The sequence below is a fragment of the Bordetella tumulicola genome, assembly GCF_054779135.1.
The window spans coordinates 145,524-168,727 of record NZ_BAAGYU010000009.1; the positions used below are offsets into that span (position 1 = coordinate 145,524).

A 23,204-nucleotide genomic window follows, 5' to 3' on the forward strand; every position below is an offset into this window, starting at 1 on the left:
CGTTCACGACGCCGTGCTTTCTTGGTTGTCAAAGGATGCGTGGGCCCAGTGGCCGCTGCGCAAGCTCTCGGGACGGCGGCACGCGTGGACTCTCGCGCTGCTTTCCCATGCATGTTCGGGCACTTGCAGGCCTGCGTAAACGCCGTAGCCGTCACCTGCGCAAACCTCGCCTTCGGTATATAGGCTTTCCCCCGCGCTGATGGTGCCAGCGGCCGTGATCTGTTCCAGCGCCTTGATGCCCCAGCCCGCATAGAGGTGTCCGCCGCAGGTGATTGCACCGCCACACTCTATGCCTTGGCGCGTCATCAGGTCTGCATCGCTGATGACGTCTCCGCCCACGCGAATCCCTTTGTCGCAATGTAGCGAGGTGACTTGCAATTGCTGGCCCACTTGCACTGCGCCACGTACTCGTGCCGGGCCAACAGAGATGAAGTCCCAGCCGGCGCGGATGTCTTCGCACTCGGTCTCCCCTTGCACGAGAACGTTCCATGCCGCGTGTACGCGGCCATTGACGTGCAGCGCGTCGCCGCACAGCAATGCGCCACCGCAGTGCACGTCGTCTCCCGCTTGCAGGTGGCCGTCCACACGCATCCCGCCCCCTACGCGAATGCCGCGTCCGGTGCGTAGCGTGCCAGTGACTTCCAGGGTGCCGCGTACGGTCACCGCGCCGGCAAAGACAAAATCTTGTGCGTCCAGGTGATCGAGTTCCAGTACGGCATCTGTCGGGCCGAATTGATCCAAGAGCCAGTGCGCGTCTTTGCTGCGGCCATCCGCGACGAGCGCGTCGAGTAGTTGCTGATAGGTGCCGTGCGGCGGCGCGTGCCGCAGATACCAGCGAAAGCCATCCGCGCAGGGCTGTTTGAGTTTGATGAAATCCTTGGTGATGTCCATGCGAGTCCTGGGTCGGCCCGCTCGATGTGAGGCGGGCCATGTGGGTGTGCCGGGCCCGAGAAAGGCGAGCGGACACCGATTCGCGCGGGAGGGGCCCGACGACCTAGGCGTTGCGCAAGAAAAAAAGTGGGGGGTCGCCGGGCTTAGTCAAGTGCGGCGAAAGCCGCAGCCGGGCCGGCGTTTGTGGACCGAGATCGTGGCGCACGCCAGATGGCCCACCGTGTGGTGGACATTACACGCAGCGGGGTGCGTGAATAGGGCTGACGACTGTGCATAACGCCGATTGTAGGCCCAGGTCAACGAGTTTGTACACCGCCGAGCGTCTCAGCCTGCTTCTGCGGGCCGAGCAGCCGCTCGACCCGCAGGGCATTCTGATGGGGACGCTGGGTCTGGCGGCGTCTTTAGTTCGTCGACGATAGATCAATGCGGTAGACCGCCCGACCTTCGCCTGACCCGTCATCAGCGCTTACCAGCGAGATTTCCGTCAGGCGTGCGGCTTGCGCGACGCTAAGCGAGTCTTTGCCCGATTTGAACAGCACGGCGCCAGCGGTATTGACGGGTGTAAAGCGCCAACTGCGGGCGGCACCATTTGCCATGCGGGTGATCTGTGGGTTTTCTTTGATGTAGTTGATCACTACGTCGCGGTTTGTATCGGGCGAGGCATAGACGATATCAAACTCATTGCCGTCGCCCAGTATGTAGCGAGCGCTGCTCTCGGCGCGATAATTGTTGGTGGCGACGATGAAATCTTTGCCATCAACGGGCACGTTGCGATAGGTCAGGTTTTTAATGCGGTTCCCTGAAGGTTGGGTGATATCGATTTCGTACTGCAGATCCGGCGTCGTGAACATATCAAAGTTATAACCAGCGAAAGCAGATTCCCCAGCCGGGACCTGGCCTGTTTTGGTGTCTTTGATCAGCCACTGATCCTGTGTTGAGGCGGGATTGATCTGATTAAAGCGCAGTGCCGCGTTTTCCAGCCAAAGCTTGAGTTCTGCGCCAGTGACCTTCACGGCATACACGGTGTTGGGATAGAGGTACAGGTCTGCCGCATGGTAGATGGCCAGTGCGCCCGAGGCCACGTCGGTGTAGTCGCCACCACCCTGGAACCCTGCCTTGAACGGTGCGCTGATCGACAGCACGGGCACGTTGGCATATTGCGGCAAATTGGCTGCAACATAGTCGCTCACGTAAGCCTGTTGGGCCTGGTTCACCAATTGAATGGCGCCCGGATCGCCAACATCGGCAAACAGCGTGCTCATGCGAAAGTCAGAGGAACCGATAGGCGTCTTGACGTACTCGACGGCGGCCTCGTGTTGTGTCTGCACCGATGCCGCCACGACCGAGTCGGCCGCGACGAATTGCGACGCGCCATTGGCGTCCGTGCTTTGGATAGTGCGCACTTCGGCAGTGGTCTTGGGGGTGTCGATCTGCCACGCTTTACCGTCCCAGTTCAGCGAGTAGTCAATGACGCCCAGTCCCTTGCCCCACGAGCTGGCCATGACGGTGGGTACGCCGTGTACGGTGCCTGCCACGTTGTCTACGCCGGTGTAGGTATAGGCCGGGCTATTGCCGCGATCGGGAAACGTATTGTGCTGGTGCCCCATGATCAGCCCGTCGACGCCGGGGATCTGTGCGATATACAAACCGGGGTTTTCCATATCCGCGGAGTAATCTGCGTCACTCATACCGCCATGCAGCAGTACGAAAACCAGATCGGCGCCTTCTGCGCGAGCCTCGGCGACCTGGGCTTGCGCGGCGGCACGTCCGTCGTTAATAGTGACTTTGCCATCCAGGTAGCGCTTGTCCCAGTTCATGATGCCGGGTGTGGTCAGGCCGATCACGCCGATCTTGATCGGCAGGGTCACTTCGTCGCCGTCTTCTTGGGTGGCCGTGATTTCACGTTCCAGGATGATATGGGGCGGCAGTAGCTCTTCGCCGCTCGCCACGCTTTCCACGTTGGCCAACGTCATCGGAAAGCCGGGGCCCGAGCATTCCAGCTCGGCATCTACGCCTTCGACCTTCAGGCCGCCGCCCAGCACTTGGTTCAGGAAGGGCAGGCCGTAATTGAATTCGTGGTTACCCAGTGTGCCAGCATCGTATTGCAATACGCCCATGGCTCTATACATGGACAATTGCTGGCTGCAGGTAATGGGAGAGACCTGGGCCTCATAGTCGGCCAGTGCCGTACCCTGAATGGTATCGCCGTTATCGACCAGTACGGTGTTTGGGAACTCTTCGCGCGCGGCGCGAATTAGCGTGGCGGTGCGTTCAAAACCGTAGGTGGGGTCTTCGGCTAACTTAAAGTAGTCGTAGCTGCGGGCATTGAAATGCAGGTCGGTGGTCGCGAGCAAGGTCAGGTTCGCCGTTGCCTTTTCCTGGTGTGCTGACGGCGGTGCGTCATCGTCGTCGTCGGAGTCATCGCTGTTGCTGCAAGCAGAGAGAGAGCCTGCTAATACTAGCGCAAGCATTACCCGCGGTAACCCTTTACGAGCGTTGAAGAACGGCACGCGTACAGACATCGGAAGCTCCTGATGTAGTGATCAATGAGAGTTTCCGAGTATTGGGGACAATGCTGACTGCGGTGTGACGGAGGGATGTACGCTAGATGACAGTACGTCGACCACGCCAAAGGCGAGGCGCCCAGGTGCGTCACGTGTCGTTTTTTCGCAGCATAATGCCGGTTATGCAAACTTCTGTTCAGTCTCGATTCGATGGTGCCGCGGATTACCGTATCGGCGTGACGGTGTTGACCGGCTTTCTAGGCAGCGGCAAGACCACGCTCCTGAATCGTCTGGTTCAGGACCGCGCTTATTCGGACGCCGCGGTGATCGTCAACGAGTTTGGCGAAATTGGTGTTGACCATCATTTGTTGCGCCATACGGATGGCCGCATTGCGGTGATAGAAGGGGGATGTATCTGCTGTACGGTGAATGGTGGCCTGGTTAATACCTTGCGAGATCTGTTCATGCTGGCGCTGCGACGGCAGGTTCCGCGATTTCATCGCGTGTTGATTGAAACCACGGGCCTGGCTACGCCGGCCGCGATTTTGTTCACGTTGCGGCATGAACACTTCCTGGCCGAACGTTATGCTCATCGTGGCACGATAGTCGTGGCTGACGCCAAGCATATCCAGGCTCAACTCGCCGAGCAGCCTGAGGCCTCGCAGCAGATTGCCTTGGCGGATCTCGTGATATGCAGCAAGCCCGATTTGGTCAGGGCGCCTATGTTGGCAGATGCTGTGGATGCCGTTCGACAGATCAATCCCGGGGTGCCGATAGGTGTGCAGTGGCCCGATACGCCGTTGGACGAGCGCTTGTTGGCGCCGTCTCTGACGCGTTCGCACGACAGTCAAGGTGATCTGCGGGGTTGGCTGGCGAGGTTTTCCCCTTTGGGTGGCCGCCATTCGCAGGTGCGTCATGCTGTGTTTGAGTTGTCCGAGCCGGTCAGTCGGGCGGTGTTCTTGACCGGGATGGCGCGTGTTCAAGAGGCGCATCATCGCAGCCTGTTACGTATCAAGGGGATAGTGGGTTTCGAGGGCGAATCCTTGCCTTGCGCTATCCATGGCGTGCATCGTGATCTTTATCCGCCCGAGCCATTGGCAGTCTGGCCGGAGGATGCTCATCGATCCTGGCTGGTCTTTATTGTGCGTGAGTTGGATCCGGGGGCGCTTGTGCAGGCGTTGCGGGCGTCGTTGCTTCAACCCGGCCCCGAAAGCCCGGTCCCGGCGTGACCGTCGTGATATTTATTGTGCAGTGCTTTGTCCGCAGGGGCATTAGGGGTATAATCCAAGTACTGTCTTCGTGTAGACCAACGTCACCTCGCTCGGGCTAGCCTCATTCGGCAGCTATTGTGCTAGCGGTATAAAACCGCATTGCCAAGGGCAGAAGGTGCAGACAAAACCGCAGCGAGTATTTCCGTGGCGGGTATCCCGACAGCCGGTACCGTTACAGCGGTTCCAGCGTTGATCGTGGGGTTGTCGAATGAGTTGGCAGGCCGCATGCGCTGCCGATCATGAGGGCAGATGGTCGTCCCATACGTCTAAAAATCGTCGGTCATCGTCGCTACAAGACGGGTTCCGCTCGTGTTTGACGCGAGTCGTAGTCCGTTGGTGTGCTTGTCGCTCCGAAGAAAGGGGTGCCCTGTATTTCCGTCCTGCGCTTTGGGGCCAGGCGATCCAGGTTCATTTTTTCAGCTAATGCCGTTTGCGGCGCTGTGCACTGATACGCGTAGCACCGATGCAAGCCTAACGCGCTCTTGGCGCGAGGCGGCATGGTGCGACGTCTACAGGAATCTCGTGAACATTACGCAAGTCCATGCCTTATGGGTTTTTCAGCTACAGAAGCTTTGGTGCTCCCTTTGGTGCGCCTCTAAGCAGCTGCGCGGGCAGATGATGTACCGACAGTTGCGTGGACAACAGACGTTCCGTCGCCACAAACAAAAAGGCCCGGCGGTAAGCCAGGCCTTTAAGAATCTTGGTTGCGGGGGCAGGATTTGAACCTACGACCTTCGGGTTATGAGCCCGACGAGCTGCCAGACTGCTCCACCCCGCGTCTGAGAGGACAGAATCATAGCGTTTTTCGAAAATTGGCGCAAGTTCGCCCCTTTTTAATAAATTAGACATAAGCTCAATGAACGATAGCGAGGCAACATGTGTGCTGGAAACTGCGCTGTTATGCGCTAGTCAGCCCATGCCGTTGGCCGAAATGCGCAAGCTGTTCGGCGAAGATCCGGATTTTGATAATGACAGGCTGCGAACATTGCTCCAGGGCTTGCAAGAGCACTGGGCGGATCGCGGCATGGATTTGGTACAGTTGGCCACGGGTTGGCGTTTTCAGAGCCGTCCGCAAATGCAGCGCTACCTGGAGCGCCTCAATCCCGAACGTCCGCCCAAGTATTCTCGCGCGGTGATGGAAACGCTGGCCATTGTTGCCTGGCGTCAGCCGGTCACTCGCGGTGATATCGAGGATATTCGTGGTGTGACCGTGTCATCCCCGATCGTGAAAACGCTTGAGGATCGTGGCTGGATTGAGGTCATTGGTCACCGGGATGCGCCGGGCAGGCCGGCCTTGTTTGGCACTACGCGGCAGTTTCTGGATGATCTGGGCCTGCGGGCACTGGACGAATTGCCGCCACTGGACAGTGCCCAAGCCGCGGCGGCATTGCAGGGACTGGACCTCGGTGGTTCAGAGGTCACGCTGCAAGTCAGCGACCCAGAGGAGCCGAGTACGGTGCAGGCTGAGGCGGACGTTGATGCCGAGGTTGTTGCGGATGCCGAAACCGCTGCGGAAGCTGAGGTTGTTACGAATATCGAGGCTGCTGCGCATGCCGAGGCTGCTACGGATATCGAAACCGCTGCGGATGCCGAGGCTGCTACGGATATCGAAGTCGCTGCAGACGCCGAGGCTGCTAAGGATACCGAGATTTCTGCAGATTCTGCGGACGAGATCGACGTCTTGCCCGTAGAGGTGGCTCCCGATGCCACCGCCGAACTAAAAACTGAAGTCGAACCGCAAGTTCCCGAGCTCGAAACCGAGGTTTCTGAGCAGGACGGTTCGCCATCCTCTGATGATGACAGCCGATCCGCCGAGAGCGGATTGGCTAAAGCTTAAAGAATTTTGGAGCTGTCTCCGTGACAACCGATATTACGCGTACACAAATGCAAGACGATTCCTCTGTTCCTGACTCGACGAATGATGCTGCCCCTGCCGCTGCGAAGCCCAGGGCGCGCAAAACGGCTGCCACCAAATCTGCTGCGACGACGTCGACGGCGGTGAAATCTTCTGCGACGAAGTCGGCGACGGCGAAGTCACCAGCGAAAAAGTCGGCGACAGCGACAGCGACGGCGAAAAAAGCGGTCTCGGGCAAGTCGACGCCGACAAAGTCCGCGACGAAGGTCGCTGCTACCAAGACCACTGCTGCTAAGACGGCTGTTACCAAGACGGCAGCGACGAAATCGGCTGCGAAGAAGTCTGCAACCAAAGCCGCTGCCACGAAATCGGCAAAAGCTAAGGCGGTTGCCAGTGAGCCTACCGTAGCCGATGTCCAGTCTGTGGTTGCCGCTGCACCTGCCGCGGCTGCTCAGTCTGGGGCCGTGGCGGCGGTAACGCCTGCGTCGTATACACCGCCTGCGCCGCCCGCGATATCTGCGCCGTCCGTTGTTGTGCCTGATGTCGTCACCGTGCGGGCTGTTGCCCCAGCACCGGCTGCCGTTTCTGCTCCTGTGTCGCCTGTGGCCTCGGCGGTCGCCTCGGGGACCTCGCCGGCCAAACAAGGCCCTTCGTCAACGGATGCCGGGTCTTCTGTCGACGCGCCGTCCGCAAAACAGGTTGAACCCGCCGTGTCGACCGAGTCGTCGGTGGTTGCGTCGACCGAGGCCTCTGCCTCTGTCGGGTCTTCTGCGCCGACAGGTCGTCCGCGTCGTCAGCGCGGCGAGCGCGCGAATGCCTCGGCGCATTCGAGTGCCGCAGCGGAGCCTGGCGTCATGTCACACGAATCTCCAGAATCCGCCCAAACGCTGGCTGCCGGGCAGTCGGCAGAGGGAGATCTGGGGGCGGGTCGCAATCGTGGCCGCAAGCTGCGTACCCCGTTCCGTCGCCGGCGTGGCGATGCAACGGGTGTCGCGGGTGCCCCAGGTGCAGTCGACGGCGCGCCCGTTGCTCCCTCGGCCGAGGTCGAGGGGCGCGGTGCTGAGCGCGAGGCCGAGCAGGCCCTCTCTTATCTAGAGCACTCTGATCGCAGCGAGCAGCGCCTGAGCAAGTATCTGAATAGCGATGTCGTGATGCCCAAGCTGCACAAGGTGCTGGCAGATGCGGGTATCGGATCGCGTCGCGAAATGGAAGAGCTGATTACGGCCGGTCGCGTGTCAGTCAATGGTGAGCCGGCGCATATTGGTCAACGAGTGGCGGCCAATGATCTCGTGCGGGTCAACGGCAAGCCGATTGTCCGCCCGAATGCCAAAAAGCCGCCTCGCGTCATTCTGTACCACAAGCCGGCCGGCGAAATTGTCAGCCATGACGATCCGGGTGGCCGCGCCAATGTGTTTGCCCGACTCCCCAAACTGCGTACCGGAAAGTGGTTGTCGGTCGGGCGTCTGGACTTGAATACCGAAGGCCTGTTGATCTTCACGACCTCGGGCGACATGGCCAATCGGATCATGCACCCTCGTTATGGCACTGAGCGCGAATATGCCGTGCGTGTGTTGGGGGAAATGGACGATGCGACCCGCAAGTCGCTGGTCGAAGGCATTCAGCTCGACGATGGTCAGGCGGCGTTCGGTTCGTTGGACTACCTGGGTGGCGACGGCAGCAATCGCTGGTACCGCGTCACCTTGCAAGAAGGCCGCAATCGCGAAGTGCGTCGCATGTTCGAGGCAGTCGGCGTGACGGTCAGCCGGTTGATCCGGACCCGATTCGGCGACCTCGTGCTGCCGCGCAATCTGCGACGGGGCCGTTGGGACGAGTTGGATTCCCAGTTGGTGACGGCGCTGATGGTTCAGTTGGGCCTGTTGCGCGATGACGACGATACCGGAAACGGACGTCCTCCTCCACAGCCTCGTTCGCATGACAGCGCGTTGCCGCCGGGATTCGGTACCATGGATCGCAACGGAATGAATGGTGCGCGGATTGGTCGCCGGGGCAAATTGCAGGGCGGCCGACCGGGCAGCGCAGGTCAAGTGGCCTCGTCTCCGTCGGATCCCTTCGGGACTGGCCTGATGTTTACGGGCGGCTATGCTAACGGACATCCGCTAGGCAAGGATGGTGGGCAGGGTGCGAAGGGTGGCCGGCCTGGTGGTCGGCCTAGCGGCAAGCCAGGTGGCAAGCCGGGCGGCCCCCGGCGCGACGGCGGCAAGGGGCCCAGTGCCCAGTTCGGCGGTCGCAGCGGTGGCGGTAATACGCAGGGTGGTCCCAAAAATAGCGAGGGTAATCCCGCCAAGCATGGCAAGCCGCGTCGTCCCTACAAGGGCCCGGCCGGCGAGGCGCCCGCTTCCGACGCGGGGATGCCCGGGATGGCAGGGGCGCCGCGTAAAGGCCCGAATCGTCCTGGCGGCAAGCCGGGCGGACAGGGTAAGCCGGGTGGACAGGGTGCACAGGGTGGGCCGCGTGGCAATCAAGCTGCCCGTAATGGTGGCAAGCCCCAGGGCGGCGGCGGTGGTAAAGGTCGACCGCAGCGTAGCGGTCCGAAAGGCGACGATTGGCAACCCAAAAGTGCCTCGGCACACGAGTCACGCCTGGGATTTCTCGGTGGTGGCCGGGGGCGCGGCGACCGTTAAGTCTTGCGGCGGGTACGTCACGAATGCCGATTGCGCGTCTGTGACGTAAACCCGCGACATAGCAGACAATTTTTGCAGTAATCTGGTAAAATCATTGGTTTTCATGGCGCGCATGCCCCTGCGGATGCGTCTTTGCCGTGTGCCGCTGTATGTTGTGCTGCGGTATGTTTGTGCTGCAGTACGTGGCCACACTATGTTGTGTCGCAGTATACGCAGCCCGCCCGGGTGGGTTTCCTGGTGTGCTTTCTTTGGGCTTGGGTTCGGTGTTGGGTTTCGATGGGGTATCTCGTCGGGATGTGATCCGGGGGCCAGGCGATACAGTGGGCTGGGTTTGCAGCCCATTTTTTTTGAGTGTATGGCAGATATTTACGCATTGACCCAACAGGCATTGGCCGGCATGGACGTCGAATTAGTCGACGTCGAGCGTGCTGCGCTAGGCCTTTTGCGCGTCACCATCGATAGGGTCGGGGGCGTGCGCATCGAAGACTGCGAGCAGGTCTCGCGTCAGTTGTCGCGCGTCTTTGAGGTCGAAAATATCGACTACAAGCGACTCGAAGTCGGCTCGCCGGGCACTGATCGCCCGCTGCGTACCGAGGCCGAGTTGCGCCGTTTCGTGGGCGAACGTATCGAGATCAAGCTGCGCGAGCCACTGGATGGCCGCAAAGTGTTTTCCGGCACCCTATCGCTGCCCGAGGCAGAGCAGGGCGCTGCAGGCGACGCGTCGGCCGCTACACAGCCGACTGTGTTCGGTCTCGAATTTGAGGCAAAAAAGAACGATATTCAGGTATTGAGTTTCACGCTCGGCGACGTCGAGCGTGCCAAACTGGATCCCGTTCTGGATTTCAAGGGCAAAAAGCGATGAGTCGCGAAATTCTTCTGTTGGTCGATGCCTTGGCGCGTGAGAAAAACGTCACGCGCGAAGTCGTATTCGGAGCGCTCGAAAGCGCGCTGGCTTCGGCCATGAAAAAGCGTTTCAAGGACGACGCCGAAATCCGCGTCTCCATCGATCGTGAAACCGGCAGCCACGAAGGGTTCCGCCGGTGGTTGGTGGTGCCCGACGAGGCCGGTCTACAAGAACCGGACAAGCAGGAAATGTTGTCCGATGCGACCGAGATCGTGCCCAATATCACCGTGGGCGAGTACATCGAAGAGGCTCTCGAACCCATCGAGTTCGGCCGGATCGGTGCGCAAGCCGCCAAGCAGGCGATTCTGCAAAAGATCCGCGACGCAGAGCGCGAGCAAATTCTGAGCGACTTCCTTGATCGCGGCGAGACCATCGTCTCGGGTACGATCAAGCGTATGGACAAGGGCGACATCATTGTCGAAACCGGCAAAATCGAAGCCCGCCTGCCTCGCTCCGAAATGATCCCGAAAGAAAACTTCCGGGTCGGTGATCGAGTGCGCGCTTTTGTGCTCAAAATTGATCACGCAGCGCGTGGCCAACAAGTCATTCTGTCGCGTACGTCGCCCGATTTCATCCGCCAGTTGTTCGACAACGAAGTCCCCGAAATCGAACAGGGCCTGCTCGAAATCAAAGCCGCAGCGCGTGACCCTGGCGTGCGTGCCAAGATCGCCGTCGTCGCTTACGACAAGCGCATCGATCCCATTGGTACGTGTGTGGGCATGCGCGGTTCGCGCGTCACCGCCGTGCGGAACGAGTTGGGTGGCGAGCAAGTCGACATCGTGTTGTGGTCCGAAGACCCCGCGCAATTCGTCATCGGCGCACTGGCGCCGGCCAACGTCGAATCGATTGTGGTCGACGAAGACAAGCACGCGATGGACGTGGTGGTTGACGAAGAAAACCTGCCCAAGGCCATTGGTTCTCGCGGGCAAAACGTGCGGCTGGCTTCCGAGCTGACGGGCTGGCAGATCAACATCATGACGCCCGAAGAAAGCCTGAACCGGCAGGAAACCGAGCGTGCGGGCCTGCGTACGACATTCATGAACAAGCTGGACGTCGACGAAGAAGTCGCCGACATCCTGATTGATGAAGGGTTTACCGGTATCGAGGAAATCGCTTACGTGCCCATGCCTGAGTTGCTGGAAATCGAGGCTTTTGACGAAGACACCATTAACGAGCTGCGTGCCCGCGCCCGCAATGCTCTCTTGACCGAGGCGATTGCCCAGGAAGAGCGCCTTGAAACGGCCCAGGACCTGCTCGAGCTCGAAGGCATTACGCCCGAGCTGGCCGCCAAGCTAGCCGAGCACCAAGTGCTGACGCGTGATGATCTGGCCGAGTTGGCTACCGACGAGCTGGCTGAAATTGCCGGGCTCGACGAACAAGCGGCCAGCGACTTGATCATGCGTGCCCGGGCTCATTGGTTTGACGAGGAATAATCGCCGGGACGCCCAGCCAATTCCGTTGTTGATCCAAAAACCACTCATCGTTGTTGTAATTGCTGCATATAGAGGGAAGATAGCCTAATGTCGAGTAATACTGTCGCCCAGTTCGCTACCGAGCTGAAAATGCCAGCCAACGTGCTGCTCGAGCAGCTGCGTTCGGCTGGTGTTGTCCTCAACTCGGTGGACGATGCGGTCACAGACAGCGACAAGGCGAAGCTGCTCGACTCTCTGCGCCGCGCTCATGGCGCGACCGAGGGCAAGAAGATCACCTTGACGCGTCGCCAGACCTCCGAGATCCGCCAGGCAGATGCCACCGGCCGCTCGCGTACCATTCAGGTCGAAGTCCGCAAGAAGCGCGTGTTCGTCAAGCGTGATCCGTCCGAGATCGCCCAGGAGCAAGCCGAAGCCACCGAAGCAACCACAGCCGCAACGACCATGCCGGAATCTGCGCCTGCCGCTGACGATGTGGTTGCAGCGCCCGTCACTTCTGTGGTTGAACCCATTGTTGGTGAGCAAGCACCCACCCCTGCAGAAGCTCCTGCCAGCAAAGAGGCAGGAGCCTCGGCGGAGCCCGCGCAAGTCGAGGCTAGCGAATCGCCGGATTCAGTTGCTGCCGAACCTCAGGCCGAGACGCCTGAGTCGACGCCGCCCGCCGCCGAATCCGTGCCCGAGCCCGAGACCCCGCCCGTTTCCGAGCGGACTTCGCCCGAGGCGGCATCCGAGCCCTCATCTGCTCCCCCCGCGACGCAGGCCGAGCCTGAGTCCCAACCCGAACCGGCTACCGCGTCGGCAGAGCAGCCGGACTCCCCGGCTGAATCCGCCGCTGAACAAGCCGCTCCCGTGCGCGAGGCCTCTGCGGCCCCGTCGGAACCTGTTGTGCAAGCTGAAATCGAAACTATTTCCAAATCTACCGCTCATTCGCCCAAACCGCCGCAGCCCGCGGCTGCGCCCAAGGCCTCCGCTGGTGCGCCTCGTCTGACGCGCGCCGAGCGTCGTGCTCCGCCGCCGCTGGCCCAAAGCTCTGGCTCCGCTGGCGATGGCGCGTCGCGCGAAGACGCTCGCCGCAAAGCCGAGGCTGAGGCCGCCGCGCTGCGTGATATGTTGAATCGTCCGCGCAAGGTATTGCGTGCACCCGAGCCCGAGGCCCCCGCGCCCCTGTCAGGCACGTTGCACAAGCCTAGCGGCAAGACGGCTGCACCTGGTGCCAAAAAAGACGCCAAGCCGGCGGCTGGTCCCGGTTCCAAGAAAACCATCAAGACGGCAGAGGTCTCCTCTTCCTGGTCTGATGATGCGTCGCGCAAGAAACCCGCCGATGCCAAACCTGCAGCCCCCAGCCGTGATGGCTGGCGTGCGGGAGGCAAGGGGGGCGGCAAAGGCGGTCGCAACAATCGCAACCAGCAATCGGATCATCGCCGTCAAGAGCCGGCCCAACAAGAATTCATCGCACGCGAAGTCCACGTGCCTGAGACCATCAGCGTGGCCGATCTGGCACACAAAATGTCGGTCAAGGCGGCCGAGGTGATCAAGCACCTGATGAAATTGGGCCAAATGGTCTCTATCAATCAAGTGTTGGATCAAGAAACCGCCATGATTGTGGTCGAGGAACTCGGGCACGTCGCGATCGCGGCCAAGCTCGACGATCCGGAAGCCTTCCTGGACGACGCGCCCGTCGCTGTTGATGCCGAGGTGCTGCCTCGTGCGCCGGTGGTGACCGTCATGGGTCACGTCGACCACGGCAAGACCTCGCTGCTGGATCACATTCGCCGTGCCAAGGTCGCCTCGGGCGAGGCCGGCGGGATTACCCAGCACATCGGCGCATATCACGTTCGCACCGAGCGCGGCATGGTGACCTTTCTGGACACCCCGGGCCACGAGGCGTTTACCGCCATGCGTGCACGTGGCGCCAAGGCCACGGATATCGTTATTTTGGTGGTGGCGGCCGACGACGGCGTTATGCCGCAAACCCGTGAAGCGATTCACCACGCCAAGGCCGCCGGCGTGCCGTTGGTTGTGGCGGTGAACAAGATCGACAAACCCGAGGCCAATCCCGAGCGCGTCAAGCAGGAGCTCGTGGCCGAAGAGGTCGTTCCGGAAGAGTACGGCGGCGACGTGCCGTTCGTATCTGTGTCGGCCAAGACCGGCGCGGGTATCGACGACTTGCTCGAAAACGTATTATTGCAGGCCGAAATCCTTGAACTGACCGCACCCATCGAGGCACCAGCCAAGGGGCTGGTCATCGAAGCGCGTCTCGATAAGGGACGCGGTCCGGTTGCCACCATCCTGGTGCAGAGCGGTACGCTCAAGCGCGGTGATGTGATCCTGGCCGGCGCCAGCTTCGGTCGCGTGCGTGCCATGCTGGACGAAAATGGCAAGCAGATCCAAGAGGCAGGTCCGTCCATCCCCGTGGAAATCCAAGGTCTGACGGACGTGCCAGCTGCTGGTGACGAACTCATGGCATTGGCCGACGAGCGCAAGGCGCGCGAAATTGCCTTGTTCCGTCAAGGCAAGTTCCGCGACGTCAAGCTGGCTCGTCAACAGGCCGCCAAGCTCGAGTCCATGTTCGATAACATCGGCGAAGGCAGACAGACGCTGGCATTGATCGTCAAGACCGATGTCCAAGGCTCTCAAGAGGCGTTGGTTTCTTCGCTGACCAAGCTTTCTACCGACGAAGTCCGAGTGCAGGTTGTGCACGCGGCGGTGGGTGGTGTTTCCGAGAGCGACGTCAACCTGGCGATTGCTTCGAACGCTGTCGTCATCGGCTTTAACGTCCGCGCCGAGCAAAGCGCCAAGAAACTGGCCGAGTCCAATGGCATCGACCTGCGCTACTACAACATCATCTACGACGCTGTGGATGAAGTAAAAGCCGCCATGTCGGGCATGCTTGCTCCTGAAAAGAAAGAAGAGATCATCGGTCTGGTCGAAATCCGCGAGGTTTACACTATTTCGCGTATCGGCGGCATTGCGGGTTGTATGGTGCTCGACGGTATCGTTCGCCGAGACTCGCAAGTCCGTTTGTTGCGCAACAACGTGGTCCACTGGTCTGGCTACCTCGACTCGTTGCGTCGTTTCAAGGACGACGTCAAGGAAGTCAAGTCCGGCTTTGATTGTGGTCTGACCTTGCGCGGCAACAACGATATCCAGGTGGGCGACCAACTGGAAATCTTCGAAATCAAGGAAATCGCGCGTACGCTGTAAAAAGCGGCCGCGACTTTCATACGTACTACATGAGCCGTCACAAGTCTAAATCCATCCCCGGTCGCAATTTGCGACTGGCCGACCAGATCCAAAAGGATCTGGCTGGCCTTATCCAGCGCGAGATCGATGTATCTCGCGCCGGATTAATCACGCTGTCCGGAGTGGAGCTGTCGGCTGACTACGCACACGCCAAAGTCTATTTCACCGTGATGGGCGCCGAGCCCGAAACGGCGACGGCGGCGCTCACCGAGAAAGCCGGTTGGCTGCATTCCTTGCTGTACAAGATGCTGCACATCCATACGGTACCCCGATTGCATTTTGTGCACGACGTACAAATCGCACGCGGTATTGAAATGTCGGCGTTGATTGACCGTGCAAACCGGCCTGGCCCGGTCGCGGATGAGCCTGACGAACCCGAAGACCCGCGCTGACCGGCTGTCGTCACTGCTGCTTTTTTCCCGGAATTGACGATGGCTAAAAGACGAGGGCTTGCGCTCGATGGTGTCCTGTTGCTCGACAAACCTGTAGGTTTGTCCAGTAATCACGCCCTGCAGCGCGCCCGACGCAGTATGGATGCTGCCAAGGCAGGGCATACGGGTACACTGGATCCGTTTGCCACTGGCTTGCTGGTGTGCTGTATGGGGCGCGCAACCAAGATTTCCGGTGCGATGCTCAATGCCGATAAGTCTTATCATGCGACGCTGCAGTTTGGCGAAGAAACTGATTCAGGCGATTTGACTGGTATTGTCACGACGCGTGCGGCGGATGGCTTCAGCGTGACCGAGTCGGCTTTGCTCGATGTATTGTCACGTTTTCAGGGCATGATCGAGCAGGTGCCGCCGATGTATTCGGCCCTCAAGCGCGATGGCAAGCCCTTGTACGAATACGCGCGTCAGGGCATTGAACTCGAACGCCCCGCGCGTCAAATCAATATTTACCGCATCGACCTGTTGTCACTAGAAGGCAGCCGGGCCGAGATCGATGTGGCGTGCAGCAAGGGTACGTATATACGCACCCTGGCTCAAGATATCGGCCGGGCACTAGGTTGTTATGCCCACCTGGCGGCGCTGCGGCGCACGCACGTCGGGCCGTTTTCGCTGGATCGCGCCATTACGCTCGAGGCCCTGCAAGCCATGAGTGACCCCAAGCAGGCTTTGCTTGCATTGAATGAATTGCCGGCGGGCCTGCTGCCCGCCACTCCGACCTTAAAGGACCCGCTATGACTCGCGCCTTGCGCAACGTCGCCATTATTGCCCACGTCGACCACGGTAAAACCACCCTGGTCGACCAGTTGCTGCGCCAATCCGGCACCTTCCGAGAGAATCAGTCGGTTACGGAGCGGGTCATGGACTCGAACGACCTCGAAAAAGAACGCGGCATTACGATTCTGGCCAAGAACTGTGCCGTCGAATACGAAGGCACGCACATCAACATCATCGATACCCCGGGACACGCGGACTTCGGTGGCGAGGTCGAGCGCGTGCTGTCCATGGTCGACGGCGTGTTATTGCTGGTTGATGCGGTCGAAGGTCCGATGCCGCAGACCATTTTCGTCACCCGCAAGGCACTGGCGCTGGGTCTCAAGCCCATCGTCGTGGTCAACAAGGTTGACCGCCCGGGTGCGCGTCCCGACTTTGTGATCAACGCGACCTTCGATTTGTTCGACAAGCTGGGTGCTACCGAAGAACAATTGGATTTCCCCGTCGTGTATGCGTCGGGTCTGTCCGGTTATGCCGGGCTGGCCCCCGATGTGCGCGAGGGCGATATGCGTCCGCTGTTCGACGCCGTCCTGCAGCACGTTCCGCAACGCGACGATGATCCCAATGGCCCGCTGCAGATGCAGATCATCTCGTTGGACTACAACAACTACGTAGGCAAGATCGGCGTTGGCCGTATCAACCGCGGGCGTATCCGTTCCGGCATGGAAGTCGCATTCCAGTTTGGCCCCGAGAGTTCGGTTGCCAAAGGCCGTATCAATCAGGTGATGAAATTCAAGGGCCTGGAGCGCGAATTGGTCGATGAAGCTGAAGCAGGCGACATCGTTCTGATCAACGGCATCGAAGACATCGGTATCGGTTGCACCTTGATGGATCCGGCTAATCTGGAACCGTTCCCCATGTTGCGCATCGACGAGCCGACGTTGACCATGAACTTCATGGTGAACACCTCGCCGCTGGCGGGCCGCGAAGGCAAGTTCGTGACCAGCCGTCAGTTGCGCGACCGTCTGGAACGCGAACTCAAGTCCAACGTTGCGCTGCGTGTGCGTGACACGGGCGACGATACTGTGTTCGAAGTCTCCGGCCGAGGTGAATTGCATCTGACCATTTTGCTGGAAACCATGCGGCGCGAAGGCTACGAGTTGGCCGTGTCGCGTCCTCGCGTGGTGTTCAAGGAAATCGATGGCGTCAAGTGCGAGCCTTTCGAGGCGCTGACGATTGACGTCGAAGATCCGCACCAAGGCGGCGTGATGGAAGAGCTTGGCCGTCGCAAGGGCGATCTGCAAGACATGCAGCCCGATGGTCGTGGCCGTACCCGCCTGGAATACCTGATCCCGGCCCGTGGCCTGATCGGCTTCCAGAACGAGTTCCTGACGCTGACCCGTGGCACGGGCTTGATGAGCCACATTTTCCACGAATACGCAGCGATGCGCGAAGGCAATATCGGCGAGCGTCGCAACGGCGTGCTGATCAGCCAGGACAACGGTGATGCCGTCGCCTACGCCTTGTGGAAGCTCCAGGACCGTGGCCGTATGTTCGTCAGCCCCGGCGAGGCCCTGTACGAGGGTATGATCATCGGTATCCACAGTCGCGACAACGACCTGGTCGTCAACCCGATCAAGGGCAAACAGCTGACCAACGTCCGTGCCTCGGGTACTGACGAAGCCGTGCGCCTGGTGCCGCCGATTCAGATGTCGCTGGAATACGCAGTCGAGTTCATCGATGATGACGAATTGGTCGAAATCACGCCCAAGTCGATCCGCCTGCGCAAGCGCTACCTGCAAGAGCACGAACGTCGCAAGGCTTCACGCGAAAACAACGCCTAAGTCCGCGTTGATCCCGTGCGCTTGAAAATGGCTGGTAATGCTCGCAAAGCTTACCAGCCATTTTTTTACCGCCGGGCCGCCCCAAGGTAAAAACACCCCCTCGGGGGGCAGCAAGCCGAAGGCGCAGCGTGGGGGTCCTTTTACCGCCGGGCCGCTCCAAGGTAAAAACACCCCCTTTGAGACCCTTTTTATTCAGCCCGGCAGCGATGGCGCGTATTGCTGGTCGTCTTGTTGCGTCGCATGAAAATCCAACACGCGTTGTACGACTTTGTGGGGATCGTCTTCGATGATGAAGAGCTCTGTGTCGTGTGCGCTGATCATGCCATTGCCCAACATTTGATCGTTCAACCATCCGACCAAACCTTGCCAGTACTCCCGGCCCACCAGAATGACCGGCGCGGGCGGGACTTTGCCGGTCTGAATCAGCGTGAGGGCCTCAAACAGCTCGTCCATCGTGCCAAAACCACCCGGCAACGCCACATAGGCAAAGCTGTGCATGAAAAAAGTGGCTTTGCGCGAATAGAAATATTCAAACGACAGGCTGATCGTCTGGTATTTGTTGTTGTGCTTTTCATGCGGTAGGCTGATGTTCAGCCCGACGCTGGTACCTCCCGCCTCAAATGCCCCTTTGTTGGCGGCTTCCATGATTCCCGGGCCGCCCCCGGCGATGACGGCAAAGCCCGCGTCGGCCAGTGCACCGGCAATGACTTCGCTAGTTTCATAATAGGGCGAGCCGCGACTGACGCGGGCACTGCCGAACAGGCTGACAGCAGGGCCTAAATTGGCCAGTTGCTCTGCCGCTGTGCGTATCTCTGACATAATCACCGGTATTTGCTTGCCGGCGGGCGTTTCTAATTCTGCGTTTGTAACCATGAAAAAAACCTTATTGCTGGTAGACGGTTCGAGTTATTTGTACCGCGCTTTTCACGCTATGCCCGATTTGCGCAATGCGCAAGGCGAACCCACGGGCGCACTCTATGGTGTCGTGAATATGTTGCGAAAGCTCGTGTCTGATCATAAGGCAGACTACGCCGCTTGTATTTTTGATGCGCGCGGCAAGACTTTCCGTGACGATCTCTACCCTGAATATAAATCTCATCGGCCTTCGATGCCCGAAGATCTTGCCGCTCAGATCGAGCCCATACATCAGGCCGTCAAGGCGTTGGGTTGGCCGGTTTTGGCCATCCAGGGCGTCGAGGCCGACGACGTTATCGGCACCCTGGCCTGCCAGGCCACTCGCGAGAACATACACACCATTGTATCGACTGGCGATAAAGATCTGGCGCAATTGGTCGACTCGCACGTGACGCTGGTCAATACGATGAGTGGCGAGGTGCTCGACGAGCCAGGCGTACAAAACAAGTTTGGCGTGTCGCCCGAGCGCATCGTGGATTATTTGATGTTGATCGGCGATACCGTGGACAACATTCCGGGCGTGACGAAAGTCGGCCCGAAAACCGCGGTGAAGTGGTTAAGCGAATTCGGCACCATCGATGCGCTGGTCGAGCAGGCTGACGCTATCAAGGGCGTGGCGGGTAACAATCTGCGCGAGGCGATCGCTCAGTTTCCGCTGACCCGCGAATTATTGACCGTGAAATGCGACTGCGATTTGACCGGGCATATCGCGAGTATTGATGATCTTGCGCCGCGCCCGCCCGATACGCAGACCCTGCAGGCACTATACGAAAAGTATGGTTTTCGTACCTGGCTCCGAGAGGTCACGGGCGATGCCGCGCGCGTACCCGAGGGCGATGCGCGCGTGATCGCGCAGGCGCCTGCGGCGCCCATCGAATTGCGTTATGAAATTGTTTCCGCCTGGCCCGCGTTCGACAAGTGGATGGACCAGATTGCCGAGGCGCCGCTTGTGGCGCTAGACACAGAGACGACCTCGCTGGACGGTATGCAAGCCCGCTTGGTCGGGCTATCCCTTTCCACCGAACCGGGGGTAGCCTGTTACATCCCCGTGGCTCATCGGGGGCCGGATAACCCGGAGCAACTGCCCAAGGACGAAGTCCTGGAGCGCCTGCGTACCTGGCTGCAAGACCCGGCGCGGCCCAAGCTGCTGCATCATGCTAAATACGATACTCATGTGTTTGCCAACGAAGGCATTGCGCTGGCCGGTATTCAGGAAGACACCATGCTGCAAGCCTATGTGCTGGAGTCGCATCGTGGCGTTGGCCTGAGCGACTTGTCGCAGCGTTATCTGGGACGCGGCGGTATTACTTACGAAGATCTGTGCGGCAAGGGAGCCAAGCAAATTCGCTTCGATGAGGTTGCGGTCGACAAGGCGGGTCACTATGCTTGCGAAGATGCCGATTTCACGCTGCAATTGCATCAGGCGTTGCGCCCGCTCGTCGCGGCCGACACCGGGTTGGAGCGCATTTATCAGCTGGAAATCCAGACGTCCCGCGTGCTGACCGTGATCGAGCGCAATGGCGTGAAAGTCGATGCGGCCGAGCTGGGTCGACAAAGTCATCGCTTGGGTCAAGAGATGCTCACGCTAGAGCAGCGCGCCTACGAGTTGGCGGGCCAGCCATTCAATTTGAATTCACCCAAACAGCTTGGCGAAATCCTGTTCGGTCGTATGCAGTTGCCCGTCGTACGTAAGACGGCCAGCGGAGCGCCCTCCACGGATGAAGAAGTCCTGACCAAGCTGGCGCAGGATTACCCCCTGCCGCAGGTGTTGCTGGAATATCGTGGGTTGTCCAAGCTGAAGTCGACCTATACCGACAAACTGCCGCGCATGATCAATACGCAGACGGGCAGGGTGCATACGCATTACTCTCAGGCGGCAGTCATCACGGGCCGCCTGGCTTCGTCCGACCCGAATTTGCAGAATATTCCCGTCCGAACCGAAGCGGGGCGACGCGTGCGCGAGGCCTTCATCGCCGAACGCGGCGTGCTGGTCTCCGCGGACTATTCGCAGATTGAACTGCGCATCATGGCGCATGTGTCCGACGATGCCAATTTGCAGAAGGCCTTTGAGGCGGGCGAAGACATTCATCGTGCCACGGCCTCCGAAATTTTTGGCGTATCACTCGCCGACGTGTCCAGTGAGCAACGGCGCGCCGCCAAGGCGATCAACTTTGGCTTGATCTACGGCATGGGCGTGTTCGGTCTGGCCTCCAACCTGGGCATCACGCGTGATGCCGCGCAGGCCTATATCGATCGTTACTTCGCGCGCTATCCCGGTGTTGCGCAGTACATGGAAACCACCCGGCAACTGGCCCGCCAGCAAGGCTATGTCGAGACGGTTTTTGGCCGTCGCCTGCAGTTGCCCGATATCCGCGGCGGCTCCGGACCTCGCCGCCAGGGCGCCGAGCGTGCGGCCATCAATGCGCCCATGCAGGGTACGGCAGCCGACTTGATCAAGATGGCCATGGTTGCCGTACAAGGCTGGCTGGATACCGAACGACTGGCCAGCCGCATGATCATGCAAGTCCACGACGAACTGGTATTGGAAGTCCCCGACGACGAACTGGAAACGGTGCGTCAACGTCTGCCCGAGCTGATGTGTCAGGTCGCCACGTTACGGGTGCCACTCTTAGCTGAGGTCGGTGTTGGGGCGAACTGGGAGCAAGCCCACTAAACCGCCCCCCTCACCAGGTTTGCCTGCGTCGGGGCGGAATAGGGTAATAAGTGAAATGATATAATGTAACTTATCCTTCCTTCCTGCCCCGCTTCCCATGTTGCTTTTTTCGATCTTGCTGGCCACCGTCGCAGGTGGCCTGATTGCTGTGCTCGTTGCCAGTTGGTTGGCCTATCGCGTGTTCAGCAAATATCTGCATCATATGGTCAGTTTATCGGTGGGCGTGCTGTTATCGGTCGCACTATTGCACTTGCTTCCCGAGGCATTCGAGAGCGCTCAGGCCGATATTCATACGCTCTTTGCCGTTATGCTGGCGGGGTTGCTGGGCTTTTTTGTCCTCGAAAAAATCGCGTTGCTGCGCCATAGCCATCACCACGAGGGAGATGGGCATCATCATCACAAAGGCCACGACCGACACGAAGCCGGCCGCGGCGGCGTGATGATTCTGATCGGCAGCTCCTTGCATAATTTATGCGATGGGGTGTTGGTCGCCGCTGCCTTTTTGACGGACCCGGTACTGGGTGTCCTGACCGCGTCGTCCATCATCGTGCACGAAGTGCCCCACAAATTGGGCGATTTCGTCGTTCTGCTCAATGCGGGCTTGGCGCGACGTCGCGCATTCATGTTGATCCTGTTCACCAGCCTGTGCACGGCGCTGGGCGGGCTGGCCGGTTATTTCGTTTTACAACAGGCCCAGGAGATCGTGCCCTATGTTCTAGTGATCGCCGCCAGCAGTTTTCTGTATATCTCGGTGGCCGATCTCATCCCGCAAATGCACGAACGCGTGTCGTTGGCCGACGCGATTCCGCAGTTGCTCCTGGTGGGTGTTGGGGTAATCCTTATTTATGGTGTAACGTCGTTCATGCACCATGGTCATGAACACGACCGTCACGATGCCGAACGCCAGCACGAGCAGCATGAGGCCGTTCATTCGCATTGACGATCGCGATGCTTGTCCCATTTCGAGCATCTGGGTCACCATGAGCAATGGTGAAAACTGATAGTGCTGTCTCACGCACGTCGCGACGAAATCCTGCCGTCTTCGGCAGGGCATTGGCATAAGGAGTTCTGTCATGAGTTTTGCCCCCGCAGCTGGCCAGCCAACGGTGACGACTATCCATACGGATGCCGAAGGGCTGGAGCAGGGTGATATTGATTTGCCTGTGCCAGACGGCACAATTGCCGCGTATTACGCGGCGCCACTCGGAAAACAAGACCTACCGGTGATCCTGGTGGTACAAGAAATTTTTGGTGTGCATGAGCACATTAAAGATATTTGCCGTCGTCTAGCCAAGGCCGGTTATCTCGCCATCGCCGCCGAGCTTTATCAACGACAGGGCGATGCCTCGCAATACACCGATGTCCCCACGTTGATTTCCGAGATCGTCGCCAAAGTCCCGGACGAACAGGTCTACGCGGATCTGGACGCGTGCGTGGCCTGGGCGGCGCAGCATGGTGGCGATACTTCGCGCGTTGGCGTGACCGGCTTTTGCTGGGGAGGGCGCTTGACCTGGATGTACGCTGCGCATAATCCCGTCGTGAAAGCCGCGGTTGCCTGGTATGGAAAAATCACGACAGGGCATGGCCCCTTGATCAAGACCATGGTGCAGGATGTAGCGGCCAACACGCATGCGCCGGTGCTGGGTTTGTATGCTGGTCAAGACGCCAGCATCCCGCTTGAGGGCGTCGAGGCGTTGCGTACCATCCTCGCTCAGGGCAACGATGCCGCGCAGGCGTCGGAAATCGTGGTCTACCCAGAGGCCAGTCACGGCTTCTTGGCGGATTACCGCCCGATGTATCGTGAAGCGGACGCGCGTGACGGCTGGCAACGCATGCTGGCCTGGTTCCAGCGCTATCTTTAATGTGATCCA

At 59.7% G+C, this 23,204-nt stretch carries 16 protein-coding genes and 1 tRNA gene; 12 read left to right on the forward strand and 5 right to left on the reverse strand.

Annotated features, from left to right (window positions below):
• Positions 1 to 3: 3 nt before the first annotated feature.
• Together ACYVDM_RS17085 and ACYVDM_RS17090 are read right to left on the reverse strand one after the other, a co-directional pair.
• Positions 4 to 891, reverse strand: coding sequence for a bactofilin family protein (locus ACYVDM_RS17085; protein WP_415793167.1), 888 nt, complete (start codon positions 889 to 891; stop codon positions 4 to 6).
• 401 nt (positions 892 to 1,292) lie between these two features.
• Positions 1,293 to 3,413, reverse strand: coding sequence for a bifunctional 2',3'-cyclic-nucleotide 2'-phosphodiesterase/3'-nucleotidase (locus ACYVDM_RS17090; protein ID WP_415793166.1), 2,121 nt, complete (start codon positions 3,411 to 3,413; stop codon positions 1,293 to 1,295).
• A gap of 164 nt (positions 3,414 to 3,577) precedes the next feature.
• On the opposite strand from ACYVDM_RS17090, the gene ACYVDM_RS17095 reads away from it, so the two are divergent.
• Complete coding sequence (locus ACYVDM_RS17095; RefSeq protein ID WP_415793165.1) at positions 3,578 to 4,624, forward strand: CobW family GTP-binding protein; 1,047 nt, start codon at positions 3,578 to 3,580, stop codon at positions 4,622 to 4,624.
• 743 nt (positions 4,625 to 5,367) lie between these two features.
• Here ACYVDM_RS17095 and ACYVDM_RS17100 read toward each other — a convergent pair.
• Positions 5,368 to 5,444, reverse strand: a tRNA-Met gene (locus ACYVDM_RS17100).
• Positions 5,445 to 5,522: 78 nt separating this feature from the next.
• On the opposite strand from ACYVDM_RS17100, the gene scpB reads away from it, so the two are divergent.
• Positions 5,523 to 6,503: an SMC-Scp complex subunit ScpB gene (scpB, locus tag ACYVDM_RS17105; RefSeq protein WP_415793164.1), complete on the forward strand. Its 981-nt coding sequence runs from the start codon at positions 5,523 to 5,525 to the stop codon at positions 6,501 to 6,503.
• On the opposite strand, the gene ACYVDM_RS17110 is transcribed toward scpB, so the two are convergent.
• Positions 6,493 to 6,885: a hypothetical protein gene (locus tag ACYVDM_RS17110; RefSeq protein ID WP_415793163.1), complete on the reverse strand. Its 393-nt coding sequence runs from the start codon at positions 6,883 to 6,885 to the stop codon at positions 6,493 to 6,495. The two genes, scpB and ACYVDM_RS17110, sit on opposite strands and share 11 nt — an antisense overlap.
• A gap of 490 nt (positions 6,886 to 7,375) precedes the next feature.
• On the opposite strand from ACYVDM_RS17110, the gene rluB reads away from it, so the two are divergent.
• The 7 genes from rluB (at position 7,376) to typA (ending at position 17,744) form a co-directional block, all read left to right on the forward strand.
• Positions 7,376 to 9,163 (forward strand): 23S rRNA pseudouridine(2605) synthase RluB, encoded by a 1,788-nt coding sequence (gene rluB, locus ACYVDM_RS17115; protein ID WP_415793262.1) that lies wholly within the window; start codon positions 7,376 to 7,378, stop codon positions 9,161 to 9,163.
• Between the two features lie 355 nt (positions 9,164 to 9,518).
• A complete protein-coding gene (gene rimP / locus ACYVDM_RS17120) occupies positions 9,519 to 10,025 on the forward strand; it encodes a ribosome maturation factor RimP (protein ID WP_415793162.1) in 507 nt (168 codons plus the stop codon).
• Positions 10,022 to 11,500, forward strand: coding sequence for a transcription termination factor NusA (gene nusA, locus ACYVDM_RS17125; protein WP_415793161.1), 1,479 nt, complete (start codon positions 10,022 to 10,024; stop codon positions 11,498 to 11,500). Before rimP ends, nusA begins: the two co-directional genes overlap by 4 nt.
• A gap of 87 nt (positions 11,501 to 11,587) precedes the next feature.
• Positions 11,588 to 14,701: a translation initiation factor IF-2 gene (infB, locus tag ACYVDM_RS17130; RefSeq protein ID WP_415793160.1), complete on the forward strand. Its 3,114-nt coding sequence runs from the start codon at positions 11,588 to 11,590 to the stop codon at positions 14,699 to 14,701.
• Between the two features lie 29 nt (positions 14,702 to 14,730).
• Entirely contained in the window at positions 14,731 to 15,132 is a 402-nt protein-coding gene (rbfA, locus tag ACYVDM_RS17135) for a 30S ribosome-binding factor RbfA (protein ID WP_415793159.1), read from the forward strand.
• A 39-nt stretch (positions 15,133 to 15,171) separates the two neighbouring features.
• A complete protein-coding gene (gene truB, locus ACYVDM_RS17140; protein WP_415793158.1) occupies positions 15,172 to 15,924 on the forward strand; it encodes a tRNA pseudouridine(55) synthase TruB in 753 nt (250 codons plus the stop codon).
• Positions 15,921 to 17,744, forward strand: coding sequence for a translational GTPase TypA (typA, locus tag ACYVDM_RS17145; protein WP_415793157.1), 1,824 nt, complete (start codon positions 15,921 to 15,923; stop codon positions 17,742 to 17,744). Before truB ends, typA begins: the two co-directional genes overlap by 4 nt.
• 192 nt (positions 17,745 to 17,936) lie before the next feature.
• On the opposite strand, the gene ACYVDM_RS17150 is transcribed toward typA, so the two are convergent.
• Positions 17,937 to 18,617, reverse strand: a complete 681-nt coding sequence (locus ACYVDM_RS17150; RefSeq protein ID WP_460475431.1) for an LOG family protein — start codon at positions 18,615 to 18,617, stop codon at positions 17,937 to 17,939.
• On the opposite strand from ACYVDM_RS17150, the gene polA reads away from it, so the two are divergent.
• The 3 genes from polA (at position 18,616) to ACYVDM_RS17165 (ending at position 23,195) form a co-directional block, all read left to right on the forward strand.
• Positions 18,616 to 21,333 (forward strand): DNA polymerase I, encoded by a 2,718-nt coding sequence (polA, locus tag ACYVDM_RS17155; RefSeq protein ID WP_415793156.1) that lies wholly within the window; start codon positions 18,616 to 18,618, stop codon positions 21,331 to 21,333. The genes ACYVDM_RS17150 and polA overlap by 2 nt on opposite strands.
• Positions 21,334 to 21,430: 97 nt before the next feature.
• Entirely contained in the window at positions 21,431 to 22,273 is an 843-nt protein-coding gene (locus ACYVDM_RS17160; RefSeq protein ID WP_415793155.1) for a ZIP family metal transporter, read from the forward strand.
• Positions 22,274 to 22,406: 133 nt separating this feature from the next.
• Complete coding sequence (locus ACYVDM_RS17165; protein WP_415793153.1) at positions 22,407 to 23,195, forward strand: dienelactone hydrolase family protein; 789 nt, start codon at positions 22,407 to 22,409, stop codon at positions 23,193 to 23,195.
• Positions 23,196 to 23,204: the final 9 nt, after the last annotated feature.